This window comes from Streptomyces sp. NBC_00435 (assembly GCF_036014235.1).
GTDB lineage: Bacteria > Actinomycetota > Actinomycetes > Streptomycetales > Streptomycetaceae > Streptomyces.
Genome location: NZ_CP107924.1, coordinates 2,421,098 through 2,433,368 on the forward strand (window position 1 = coordinate 2,421,098; position 12,271 = coordinate 2,433,368).

The window sequence follows — 12,271 nt, forward strand, 5'->3', positions numbered from 1 at the left end:
ACTGCGCGCAATAATGCCCGCGTGATCATTGACGACGGGATCGTGTTCCGCCAGGCGCAGGAGAAGGACGCCGGCACGCTGGTGGCCCTGTACGACCAGGCCGCCCGCTGGATGGGCGCGCACGGGATCGAGCAGTGGAAACCCGGTGAGAAGGACTCCGCGCACTTCCTGGCGATCATGCGCGCGGGCGAGGTGTGGATCGCCTCCGACGGCGACGGGTACGCCGTCGGGGCCTACGAACTGTGGTGGTCCGACGAGGAGGCCTGGGGCATCCAGCCGCCCGTCGCCGGCTACGTGCACCGCCTCATGGTCGAACGCGAGGCCGCGCCCGCCGGGGCCGGCCGGCGGCTGCTCGAACACTCCGAGCGGCGGATCGCCAGGACCGGCCGCGAACGGGCGCGGCTGGACTGCGTCTCCACCAACCCCCGGCTGCTCGCGTACTACCAGGACGCGGGCTACCGGGTGGTCGGGGAGTTCCCCCACAAGGAGGGCGGGGACGGGCGGGTCTACGGGGTGATCCTGCTGGAGAAACGGCTCGACCGGCTCACCCTGGTCACCCCCGCCTGAAGACGGCCACCGTGCGGGCCGGCACCGTGAACTCCCCCTTCGCCGTGTCGTACGCCGCCCGGCGGACCACCGGGTCAGCGCCCGAGGCCTGGACCGGGTGCAGGGCGTAGCCCGTGCCCGCGAGGGCCGGGAGGCGCTGGGCCTGCGCGGCGGGGGTGGCGTTGAAGACCACCACCAGGTCGCCCAGGGTCATCGTGATCACGCCCGGGGTCTCGTCCCGGCCCGACAGGGGGAAGGCCAGCCGCGACTGGACCGCTCCGGCGCTGGTGAGGGCGAAGGCCGGTTCCGTCGTACGGATCCTCAGCAGGTCGCGGTAGGAGGCCGACGCGCCCTCGATCTCGGCGCAGCCGGGGGCGGGCCCCGCCAGCAGCGGCTTCGCGTACGGCCACTTCGCGCGGTTGTCGGCCGCCGGCGGCAGGCCGCGGCCGAAGCCGTTGCCGTCCCGGCAGTCCCAGTGGACGGCGTTGAACCAGTCGCCGCTGTCGAACGAGTTGCGGTCCAGGGACTTGGACCGGAGCAGGTCCGTACCCGCCTGCGAGAGCGCCGGGCCCTGGGAGAGCGCGGCGACCGACATCGCCAGGACCTGTGCGCGGGCTTGGCCGGCCGGCGAAGTGCCCTCCGGGAGCTTGTACTTCAGGGCGTCGAAGAGCGACTCGTTGTCGTGGGCGTCGACGTAGGCGAGCGCGTCGCCGGGAGCCGCCGCGTAGCCGGCCGGGGCGCCGTTGTAGTCCACCTCGGAGCCCTTGACCGTGCGACCGGTGGAGTCCGTGAAGGCGTACGCGGCGAGGTTGCCGGTCAGCCCGACCTTGATCAGGTCCTGGTCGTGGAGCAGCCGGGTGCGCTGCTGCTCCGGGGTGCCGTTCGCCGGGGAGGCGTTCGGCGCGGTGAACAGGCCCGACGCGAAGCCCTGTACGCGCGGGTCCTCGTCGAAGGGGCCGCCGCCGCGCACCGCGTCACGGGCCCGGTCGGAGAAGGTGGCGATGCCGGTGCCGGCCATGTTCCGCTGGGTGGCCTGGACGAAGCGGGCGTCGTCGGCGACCTCGCCGAAGTTCCAGCCCTCCCCGTAGAGGACGATCCGCTTGCCGTCCACCCCGTCCTTCGCGACCGTGAGCGCGTCGAGGGCGGCGCGGACCGCCAGGATGTTGGCTTTCGGGTGGTGGCCCATGAGGTCGAAGCGGAAGCCGTCGACCTTGTACTGCCTGGCCCAGGTGACCACCGAGTCCACGACGAGGCGGCCCATCATGGCGTTCTCGGGGGCGGTGTTCGCGCAGCAGGTGGACGTGGCGACCGAGCCGTCGGCGAGCAGCCGCTGGTAGTAGCCGGGCACGATGCGGTCCAGGACCGACTTGTCCGCCTGGCCCGACGCCACCGTGTGGTTGTAGACCACGTCCATGACCGTGCGCAGGCCCGCGCCGTTCAGGGACTGCACCATCCGACGGAACTCCACCGTGCGCGCGGTGCCGTTCGGGTCGCTCGCGTACGAGCCCTCGGGGACCGTGTAGTGCAGCGGGTCGTAGCCCCAGTTGTACGAGTCCTTGGCGGCCGCGGCGGCCACGCAGGCCTGCTGCTCCTCGGAGTCGGGGGCGTAGACCTTCAGGTCACAGGCGGGCTCGGTGCGGTCCGCGGCCTTTTCCGGGACGGTCCCGATGTCGAAGGCGGGCAGGAGATGGACGTACGAGGTTCCGGCGGCGGCCAGCTCGCGCAGGTGGCTCATCCCCGCCGAGCCGGTGTCCGTGAAGGCCAGGTACTGGCCGGGGTGGGTGGTGGTGCGGTCGGCGACCGAGAAGTCGCGGACGTGCAGTTCCTGGATCTGCGCGGAGGTGAAGGGGACGGGTGCGGGCTTCCTCAGGTCGCGCCAGCCGGGCGGGGCCAGTTTCGGATCGGCCAGGTCCACGGCCAGGCTGTACGTGGAGTCCGTGGTCAGGGCGGTGGAGTACGGGTCGGTGACCAGGTTCCGTACGACCTGCGAGGTGGTCGGGGCCCAGACGGTGACGGCGTAGCGGTAGGGCTTGCCCGTCCAGCCGCGCTCGCCTCGCACGGACCAGACGCCGGTGCGGTCGTCGCGGCGCATGGGCACGGTGCGGCCGTCGAGTTCGAGGGCGACCTGCTGGGCGGTGGGGGCCCAGACGGAGAGGGTGGGCCGGCCGTCCTTGAAGACGGGGCCGAGCTGGGCACTGGTCGTGTACAGGTCGTCGAGGACGCCCGCGAGCTGGACGCCGGTGGCGGCGAGGACGGCGCCGTTGGCGGCGCGGGCGCTCGCGACGAGCTGGCCTCGCAGGGCCTCGCGGACGCGGTCCCGGTCGCGCGGATCGACCGTGTAGGCGGCGTACGCGGCCAGGTGCGGGAACTTCTCCTTCTGGGCGGCGGTCAGCTCGGACCTGCCCAGGCGCAGCCACTGCGCCCGGCCGGTCAGGGTGCCGTTCTCGGCCTTGACGGCGCCTTCGCGGGAGGCGAGGAGCTGGAGGGAGGCGGCGGCCGGCGGTGCGTTCCAGGCGATGGTGTCGCGGTCGATCCAGACGGCCTGGGCCTTGGTGAGGTCCAGGGCGGCGGCGCTGCCCGCGGGTTGCGGGAGGAGGTACTTCTCCTTGCCGCCCAGCATCCACACCTCGTGTCCGGAGCCGGTGGGACTCAGGTCCAGGGACTGGTCGGAGGGGAGGTCCTTGGTGTCGCCGTTGTGGAGGATGTAGCTGAGGCTGGTGGCCCCGGCGGCAAGGGGAACCTCGTACACCGCGCCGTATGAGTCGGTGCGGGTGGGCAGCAGCGGCTTGGACCAGTCGGTCGGCGTCGCCGCTCCGGTCCAGACGTGCAGGCCCCAGCCTTCGTAGGCGCCGTCGGGGCGCTGGTAGTGCAGGACCGCCTTCGTCGCGTCGACGGGAGGAGCGGCGGGGCGCTCGGGGCGGGGGGCTTCCTTGCCCTGGTCGAGCCAGATCTCGCCGGTCCGGGTGACGTCGATGGTGCGGTCGGCGGGGACGTCCTTGTTGCCGTCCTTGTCGATGACGAGGTAACCGACGCTGCTCGCGCCGGGCTTGAGCCGGACGTAGGCGAAGGCGCCGTACGCGTCGCGGCCGGTGAAGTCGTGGCCTGCGGGCCAGGTGGTGGCCTCTCCCTCGGCGAGGTCGCCCCAGGCGTAGAGGCGCCAGTTCGTGTAGTCCCCGTCGGGGCGGTTGTAGTGGACGATCGCGTAGTCGCGCTGGGTGGCGGTGGGGACTTCGGCGGGCGGGGCCTGTCCGGCGGTGGATCCGGCGAGGGCACTCGCGGTGCGGCCGGCGGAGTCGATGACGACCGCCTTGTAGCGCAGGGCCGTACCGGGGGTGGTGGCCGCGTCGACGGTCTGGGTGACCTGGTACGGGGCGTGGTCGGCGGAGCCGAGGACCTGCCAGTTGCCGTTGCCGCTCTGGGCGGCGAAGACGACCCGGTTCAGGCCGCCGCCGGCTACGTCGGCGGTGAGCTCGACGGTGCCGGTGGCGCCGGGGGCCGGGGCCTTGAGGGTGACGGCGGGCTTGGCGGCGGGGGCGGGGAGCGGGGTGGTGCCCTGCAGGACGGTGGCGGCGAGGGCCGGGACGGTGACGGTCAGCTTCCCGGTGGCGGAGGCGCGCAGGGTGGTGGTGGTGGTGCCGCCGTACAGGGTGCGGTACTGGGCGCCGGCCGGGGCGTCGAGCTCGATGGTGCGGGCCTCGGTGGCGTTGTTGGCCGCGACCAGGTACTCGGTGCGCGTGCGGGTGTCGGTGCGGGCGAATGCGTAGGCCGAGCCGTCGGAGAAACGTTCGCTCTGGACGCCGTCCCGGAGGGCGGGGTGGTCCTTGGTCAGCTTCGAGAGAGCACTGATCTGCTTGTAGAGCGGGTGCTCCGGATCGTAAGCATCGCTCGCATGAGTGCGCACCGTTCCGAGCTGGTCGTCGTCCAGGTAGTCGGCCACTTGCGAGGCGAAGAGCGGCTGACGCGCGTCCTTGTCCCCGCCCGCGCCGGTGAAGCCCTGCTCGTCTCCCGAGTAGATCACCGGATTGCCCCGGGAGAAGAACATCAGCTCGTTGGCCAGCCGGTACCGGTCCAGCAGCTCCCGCTCCGCCGCCCCCGGTCGGTCCTGCTTCAGGAAGGTCCCGAAGCGGCCCATGTCGTGGTTGCCGAGGAAGGTGACCTGCTCGTAGGCGTTCGCCTTGTCGGTCGTGTACCGGTAGTCGTCCCCGAAGACGGAGGCCAGCCCCCCGGCCCCGGCTCCCTGGGAGGCGTAGGAGCGGATCGCCTCCTGCAGCGGGAAGTCGAGCGTGGCGTCGAGGCGGCCGCGCGTCACGTACGGGGAGGTGATCGCGGTGTCCGCGGAGTAGACCTCGCCGAACATGAAGAAGTCCTTGCGGCCGTGCTGGGCCGCGTACTTGTCGAGGGTGGTGGCCCACTGCGTCCAGAAGCCGGTGTCGACGTGCTTGACGGTGTCGATGCGGAAACCGTCTATGTCGAAGTCCTTGACCCACTTCTCGTAGATCTTCTCCATCCCCTCCACGACCTCGGGACGCTCGGTCCACAGGTCGTCGAGGCCGAAGAAGTCGCCCTGGTCGGAGGATTCGCCGGCGAAGGTGGAGTCGCCGCGGTCGTGGTACATCGTCGGATCGTTGAGCCAGGCCGGGGACTTCAGGTTCTTCTTGGCCGCCGGGACGAAGGGGGTGCGGGGGAAGGAGTCGGCGTCGGTCCTCGGGAACTTCTGCCCGCCCGCGGCATAGTCGCTGTCGTCGAACGGCACCCCGTCCTTGGTCAGGTAGGGGAAGGCGCCCTTGGACAGGTAGCCGTAAGACGCCTCCCGGTAGTCGACGACGTCGGCGGTGTGGTTGGTGATGACGTCGAAGAAGACCTTCATCCCCTTGCCGTGCGCCTTGTCGATCAGCCGCTCCAGATCGGCGTTGGTCCCGAAGTGCGGGTCCACCTGGGTGAAGTCGGTGATCCAGTACCCGTGGTAGCCGGCCGACACGTCCTTGCCCGTGCCCTGCACCGGCTGGTTCTTGAAGATCGGCGCCATCCAGATGGCCGTGGTGCCGAGCCCCTTGATGTAGTCCAGCCTGTCGGTGAGCCCCTTGAGGTCACCGCCCTGGTAGAAGCCCTTGTCCGTCGGATCCAGGCCGGTCTCCAGCCGGGAACCGGTCAGGCCGCCCCGGTCGTTGCGCGGATCGCCGTTCGCGAACCGGTCCGGGAGGACGAAGTAGAACTGCTCCCGGGTCAGGTCGTGCCTCGCGGGCTCGGCGGCCAGTTCGGCGTCCGAGGGCGGAGCCGGTGGCGCCTTGGCGGAGACCGCCGCGGCGGCGGGGAGGGCGGGCAGGAGCGTCACGGCCAGGGTGGCTGCGAGCACTCCCGCGGCGCCGGCGAGGGCGGGGCGTATCAAGGCGGATCTCCTCGGGTGCGGGACGGGATGGCGCGGAACGGGAGGGTCAGTTGCGCCAGGTGTCGTTCAGCGAGACCTTGCCGCTCGCGGGGACGGTGGCGGACCGGTTGGCTCCGCTCTCCCAGGTGACGTTCCCGGCGGCGTCCTTGCGGACGTACTTGTACGCGAAGACCGCGCCGGGCGGGAGCGTGACGTCGAGCTTCCAGACGGGGTAGGCGGCCGGGTCGAGCTTGAGGGCGCTGCCGGTGTTCCAGCTGCCGAGCTCGGCGCGGTCACCGGTGACGTAGATGTTCTGGCCGGGCACGGTGGTGGCGCTGACGGCGAAGGAGGCACCGGCGGTGGCGGTGGGCGTCGGGGTGGGGCTAGGGGTGGGGCTGGGGCTGGAGGTGCCAGCGCAGCCGCGGGCGCCGACGTGCAGGGCGACGGCCGTCCCGGCGCCGAGGGTGGCGGTGAACCGCCCGCCGGAGTCCACGGTGACCGTGCGCCCGCTCTGCACGTCGCAGTAGTCGCCGGCCGCGAGAGAGGTCTGGAACGTCCGGGTCAGCGCCGAGCCCTCGTGGTTGATCGCCACGTAGGCCTTGGTCCCCCGGCCGAAGGCGACTTGATCCCCGCCGTTGTCCCACCAGTCGGTGACGGCCTGGCCGCGCGCGGAGTTGCGGAAGCCGACCATGGAGGAGATCTCCCGCCAGGCGTGCTGGCACTTCCACCCGTCGGCGTAACAGGCGGTCACCGTGCCCCCGTTGGGCGGCCCCGCGTCGCGGTCGGTCCACTCGTACCCGGAGTGCACGTCCGGGGAACCGTAGGGCCAGGCGAGCATGAAGACGCTCGCGAGCGTGTAGGCGGAACCGTCCTTGTAGCTGAGGGTGTCGCCGCCGCGCTCGGTGTCGTGGTTATCGACGAAGACGGCGGACTGGGCGGAGGGCATGTACCCCCAGGCCTCCCCGAAGTTCTTCAGGTAGGCGAGGTTCTCGCTCTGGAAGACCCGCTTGAGGTCGCGCGCGTAGCGGAACTCCTGCACGTCGCCGCTGCCGAGGTACTCGCTGGGCGAGACGGCCTCGCCGGCGCCGTAGATCGCCTCCTGCTTCCAGTAGGCGTTCGGGTTGCTCAGCCGTCCCTTGATGTTGGCGAGGTCGGCGGCGGGCATGTGCTTGGCGGCGTCGATCCGGAAACCGTCGACGCCGAGGGAGAGCAGGTCGTTGAGGTATCCGGCGATCCGTCCGCGCACGTAGTCCTCGCCGGTGTCCAGGTCGGCGAGCTGCACCAGCTCGCAGTTCTGGACGTTGGCGCGGTCGGTGTAGCTGGACACCGAAGCCCGGCAATCGTCCATGTCGGAGCCGGAGTACAGACCCGGGTAGCTGTACTTCGTGTACGAAGTACCGCCGGTTCCGGTCCCGTCGGAGGCCGCCATGTGGTTGATGACGGAGTCGGCGACGACCTTCACGCCGGCGGCGTGACAGGCGTCGACCATCGCCTTGAAGGCGGTACGGTCACCCAGCCGCCCGGCGATCTTGTAGCTGACGGGCTGGTACGAAGTCCACCACTGGGCCCCCTGGATGTGCTCCTGCGGCGGCGAGACCTGCACGTACCCGTACCCGGCGGGCCCGAGCGAATCGGCACAGGCCTTGGCCACGGAGTCGAACCGCCACTCGAACATGACGGCGGTGACGTCCTTCTCCCCGGGCGCGGCGGCGACCGCCTCCGGGGCGGGCCCGCCGACGACGGCGAGGGCGGTCACGGCGGTGACGGCGGACACGGAAAGCAGCGCGGCGGCGGCTCTGACGGCGCGAGCAGGGGTGGGCATACGGCGTTCCTCCTGGCGGAGAGGCACGGACCGGGTGGGGACCGGACACGGCCGAGTTGGGGATTGCAGCGACCGTAGGTGCCAGGAGGAAGGCCTGCAAGACTTTGCGCAAGAGATTGCAGAATTGTTTCCGGGAGGGGTCGGGCGGGGCCTGCGGGCCGCCCGGCGGCTGCGACGAGGTCGGCGGACAGCCTTCCCGGGGCCTTGCCAGACATCCCACCCGGTCGGGCCCTGTCCGCTGTCCGCTGCGGACAGGCGAGCCGCGCCATATCGGCACGAACGGTCGCCAGTCGCCGAGCCGAGCGAGAGTGCGTAGCGATCCGCCGCGCCCACCGACCGCCCGGGGGTGGTGGTCGTCCTCACGCCCATACTGGCCGCGCGAAGGCGCGCGAAGGCGCGCGAAGGGTGTCCGACCGCCCGGGGGTGATGGACGTCCTCACGCCCATACTGGCCGCGCGAAGGCGCGGGAAGGGTGTCCGACCCCCCGGGGGGCGGTGGACGTCCTCACACCCATACTGGCCGCGCGAAGGCGCGGGAAGGGTGTCCGACCGCCCGGGGGTGATGTCCGGGGCGTCTATTCCGTCCGGCTGGGCGGTGCCGATGGGTGACGGGTCCGGATGACCGGCGGGAAAGGGCCCGGGCCCCACCAGTCTGCCCGCTCCTCCCGATCCATCCCTCCCGGCCGTTCCTCGGGGGGAACCCGGAAGTCTTGTGGCGTTTCGGGGTGGGCCGGTCGGTCAAGGGTGGCCGAAGGCCATCGCGTAGCGACGCGACCGCAGGGAGCGCCCTTGAGGGACCGGCCCGCGCCGAAAGGACACTGGACTGCCGGGCTCCCCCCGAACCCCCTCAACGCCACCGACCAACCCGCAGCCCAGGCCCCCACCCCCCACCCCCCACCCCCCACAGCCCAGCGTCCGCGGCCCCCTAAGCCCCCACCCCCGCCCCCGGCCCCTGTCCCGTAGACCCCCGTACCACCAGCTCGGGCTGGAAGACGTACTCCGTGCGCTGGACCGGGGTGCCGGCCACCGCTTCCAGGAGGGCTCCGACCGCTGCCGTGGCCATCGCGCGGACCGGCTGGCGGACCGTGGTCAGCGGCGGGTCCGTGAAGGCGATCAGCGGGGAGTCGTCGAAGCCGACCACCGAGACGTCCTCGGGGACCCGCAGCCCCCGCTCGCGGGCCGCGCGGATGACGCCCAGGGCCATGGGGTCGCTGCCGCACACGATGCCCGTGCAGCCCCGGTCGAGCAGGGCTCCGCCCGCCGCGTGGCCGCCCTCCACCGTGAACAGGGTGCGCTGGATCAGGCCTTCGGCCGCCGCCGAGGGGACGGCGGCGGTGAAGCCCGCCTCCTTGCGGGCCGACGGGACGTAGCGCGTCGGGCCGATGGCCAGGCCGATCCTGCGATGGCCCAGGTCCTCCAGGTGACGGACGGCCATCTCCGCCGCCGCGCGGTCGTCGGGTGAGATGAAGGGGGCGTGGACCTGTTCGTTGAAGCCGTTGATCAGGACGAAGGGGACCCCGCGGGCCGCGAGGCGCTGGTAGCGCGACGGGTCCGCGGAGGAGTCGGCGTGCAGGCCCGACAGGAACACGATGCCGGTGACCCCGCGCTCCTCCAGCTGCTCCACCAGCTCGTCCTCGGTGGCCCCGCCCGGGGTCTGCGTGCACAGCACCGGGGTGTAGCCGTGGCCGGCCAGGGTCTGCTCTATCACCTGGGCGAACGCCGGGAAGATCGGGTTGGTGAGCTCCGGGGTCAGCAGGCCGACCAGCCCGTTGCTGCGCCGCCGCAGCCGGACCGGGCGTTCGTAGCCCAGCAGGTCCATGGCGGCCAGCACCTTGTGCCGGGTGCCGGCCGCCACGCCCGACTTGCCGTTGAGGACGCGGCTGACGGTCGCCTCGCTGACCGCGGCCTGCGCGGCGATGTCCGTCAGCCGCAGCGGGGAGGTCACCCCCGCCACCACACCGCCGTGTCGGCCGGCAGTTCCGCCGGGTCGGTGAGGTTCCCGCTGGCGAGCAGGAGCGTGCCCGGCGCGGGCATGCGTACCGGCTCGTCCGTGGTGTTGACCGTGCACGTGAAGTCCCCGCGGCGGAAGGCCAGGACTCCGGCCGGGGCCTCCAGCCACTCCACCGCGTCGCCCGCGCCCAGCGACGGGTGCGAGCGGCGCAGTCGCAGTGCGGCGCGGTAGAGCTCGAGGGTCGAGGCGGGGTCGCCGGTCTGGGCGGCCACGCTCAGCCCGGCCCACTCGGCCGGCTGCGGCAGCCAGCTGCCGCCGTCGCCGGTGCCGGCGCCGAAGCCGTACGGGGCCTCGGTGCCCGACCACGGGATCGGGACGCGGCAGCCGTCGCGCAGCCCGTCCTGTCCGTCGCCGCGGGCGAAGGCCGGGTCCTGGCGGACGCCGTCGGGGAGGTCGGTGACCTCGGGCAGGCCGAGCTCCTCGCCCTGGTAGACGTACGCCGACCCGGGCAGCGCGAGCATCAGCAGTGCGGCCGCCCGTGCCCGGGCCAGACCCTGCGCCCCTCCGCCGTACCGCGTCACGTGGCGCACCACGTCGTGGTTGGACAGCACCCAGGTGGTCGGGGCGCCGACCGGGCGCATCGCGTCCAGGGACTCGTCGATGGTGGCGCGCAGTGCCGGCGCGTCCCACCCGGTGTTCAGGTAGTGGAAGTTGAAGGCCTGGTGCAGTTCGTCGGGGCGCAGGTACAGGGCCGTCCGGTCGGCGCTGGGCGTCCAGGCCTCGGCGACGCCGATGCGGTCGCCGGCGTACTCGTCGAGGACGCGGCGCCAGGAGCGGTAGATCTCGTGGACGCCGTCCTGGTCGAAGAAGGGCAGCACCTGGTTGCCGAGCAGTTTGAGCTGTTCGCCGCGGCCGAGGTCGGGCAGGCCGGGGGCCTTGACCAGGCCGTGGGCGACGTCGATGCGGAAGCCGTCGGCGCCGAGGTCGAGCCAGAAGCGCAGGATGGAGCGGAACTCGTCCTGGACGGCGGGGTGTTCCCAGTTGAAGTCGGGCTGCTCGGGGGCGAAGAGGTGCAGGTACCAGGTGCCGTCGGCGACCCGGGTCCAGGCGGGCCCACCGAAGATGGACTCCCAGTCGTTGGGGGGCTCCGCGCCGTCGGCGCCGCGTCCCGCGCGGAAGTGGAAGCGTTCGCGCAGCGGCGTACCGGGGCCTTCGCGCAGTGCCTGCTTGAACCATTCGTGCTGGTCGGAGCAGTGGTTGGGAACGAGGTCCACGATGATGCGCAGGCCCAGCCCGTGCGCTTCGCGGATCACGGCGTCGGCGTCGTGGAGGGTGCCGAACATCGGGTCGATGGCGCGGTAGTCGGCGACGTCGTAGCCCGCGTCGGCCTGCGGGGAGGCGTAGAAGGGGCTGAGCCATACGGCGTCGACCCCGAGTTCCTTGAGGTAGGGCAGCCGGCTGCGGATGCCTTCGAGGTCCCCCATGCCGTCCCCGTTGGAGTCGGCGAAGCTGCGCGGATAGACCTGGTAGATCACCGCTTCTCTCCACCAGCCGGGCGTGGTGCCGGTGGAGGTGGGGAGGCCGTCCCACGAGGTTTCGGCGGCGAGGTGCTGGGTCATGTCGTCCTTGGGGAGATCGGGCCGGGGGTGGGAGGGGGCAGGCGGCGGGTGGTCAGCCCGTGCTCGCGAGGGCGTCAGCCCTTGGTCGCGCCTGCCGTCATCCCGGCGACGAGGTGACGCTGGGCGAAGAGGAAGAAGAACGCCGCGGGGATGGCGATGAGGACGGAGGCCGCGCTCATGGCACCCCAGTTGGAGGTGTACTGGGTGACGAAGGTCTGCAGGCCCCCGGCGAGCGTGAGGTGCTCGTCGCCGACCATGAAGGCGGAGGCGTACGCGACCTCGCCCCAGGCGGTGATGAAGGCGTAGAAGCCGGTGACGGCGAGGCCGGGCTTGGCGAGCGGGAGGATGAGGCGCCAGAAGGTGCCGAAGGGGTTGAGTCCGTCGACGCGGCCGGATTCGTCGATCTCGACCGGGATGGTGTCGAAGAAGCCCTTCATCATCCAGGCGCAGAACGGCACGGCGATGGTGAGGTAGGTGATCACCAGGCCGAGCGGCTGGTTGAGCAGTCCCAGCTGTCCCATGAGGTTGTAGAGCGGGACGATGAGGATGGCCATCGGGAACATCTGCGTGATGAGCAGGGTCCACATCAGCGGCTTCATTCCGGGGAACTTGAAGCGGCTGACGGCGTATCCGGTGGTGGCGGCGATGAAGACCCCGAGGACGGTGGTGATGCCGGCGACCAGGACGGAGTTGCCGAACCAGGTGAGGAAGGAGGTCGACTCCACCAGGTAGCGGTAGTTGTCGAGGGTCGGTTCCTTCACGAAGTCCGTGGAGATGGCGTGCTTCGCGGGCTTGAGGGAGGTCAGCAGGACCCACAGCACCGGGAAGACGGCGATGACGGCCGCGACGATCAGGGTGCCGTGCAGGCCGGTGGAGGCGAGCGGGGAGCGCTTGCCCCGGGGCCGGGTGGGGGTTTCCTTCGGGGAGGTCTTCGCCGGGGCGGTCTCCGTCGGGGAGGTCGTCGTCACG

At 71.7% G+C, this 12,271-nt stretch carries 6 protein-coding genes; 1 reads left to right on the top strand and 5 read right to left on the bottom strand.

Annotation, left to right across the window (positions count from 1 at the left end; all coding sequences use genetic code 11):
• Nucleotides 1–21: 21 nt before the first annotated feature.
• Nucleotides 22–567, top strand: a complete 546-nt coding sequence (locus tag OG389_RS11090) for a GNAT family N-acetyltransferase (protein ID WP_328298309.1) — start codon at nucleotides 22–24, stop codon at nucleotides 565–567.
• On the opposite strand, the gene pulA is transcribed toward OG389_RS11090, so the two are convergent.
• The 5 genes from pulA to OG389_RS11115 all read right to left on the bottom strand — a co-directional run bounded on the left by pulA (nucleotide 554) and on the right by OG389_RS11115 (nucleotide 12,270).
• The gene (pulA, locus tag OG389_RS11095) at nucleotides 554–5,932 is read right to left on the bottom strand and encodes a pullulanase-type alpha-1,6-glucosidase (protein ID WP_443059246.1); all 5,379 of its coding nucleotides are present in this window, start codon (nucleotides 5,930–5,932) and stop codon (nucleotides 554–556) included. The genes OG389_RS11090 and pulA overlap by 14 nt on opposite strands.
• A 46-nt stretch (nucleotides 5,933–5,978) precedes the next feature.
• Nucleotides 5,979–7,733 (bottom strand): carbohydrate-binding module family 20 domain-containing protein, encoded by a 1,755-nt coding sequence (locus OG389_RS11100; RefSeq protein WP_328298310.1) that lies wholly within the window; start codon nucleotides 7,731–7,733, stop codon nucleotides 5,979–5,981.
• Between the two features lie 924 nt (nucleotides 7,734–8,657).
• Complete coding sequence (locus OG389_RS11105; protein WP_328298311.1) at nucleotides 8,658–9,686, bottom strand: LacI family DNA-binding transcriptional regulator; 1,029 nt, start codon at nucleotides 9,684–9,686, stop codon at nucleotides 8,658–8,660.
• A complete protein-coding gene (locus tag OG389_RS11110; protein WP_328298312.1) occupies nucleotides 9,674–11,302 on the bottom strand; it encodes a glycoside hydrolase family 13 protein in 1,629 nt (542 codons plus the stop codon). The genes OG389_RS11105 and OG389_RS11110 overlap by 13 nt, the downstream gene beginning before the upstream one ends.
• A 74-nt stretch (nucleotides 11,303–11,376) precedes the next feature.
• Complete coding sequence (locus OG389_RS11115; protein WP_443059247.1) at nucleotides 11,377–12,270, bottom strand: sugar ABC transporter permease; 894 nt, start codon at nucleotides 12,268–12,270, stop codon at nucleotides 11,377–11,379.
• Nucleotide 12,271 lies beyond the last annotated feature (1 nt).

Bases quoted from the DNA above. Each gene is read 5' to 3' on its own strand.
- OG389_RS11110 (WP_328298312.1), bottom strand. From the start codon at position 11,302: ATGACCCAGCACCTCGCCGCCGAAACCTCGTGGGACGGCCTCCCCACC.
- OG389_RS11100 (WP_328298310.1), bottom strand. From the start codon at position 7,733: ATGCCCACCCCTGCTCGCGCCGTCAGAGCCGCCGCCGCGCTGCTTTCC.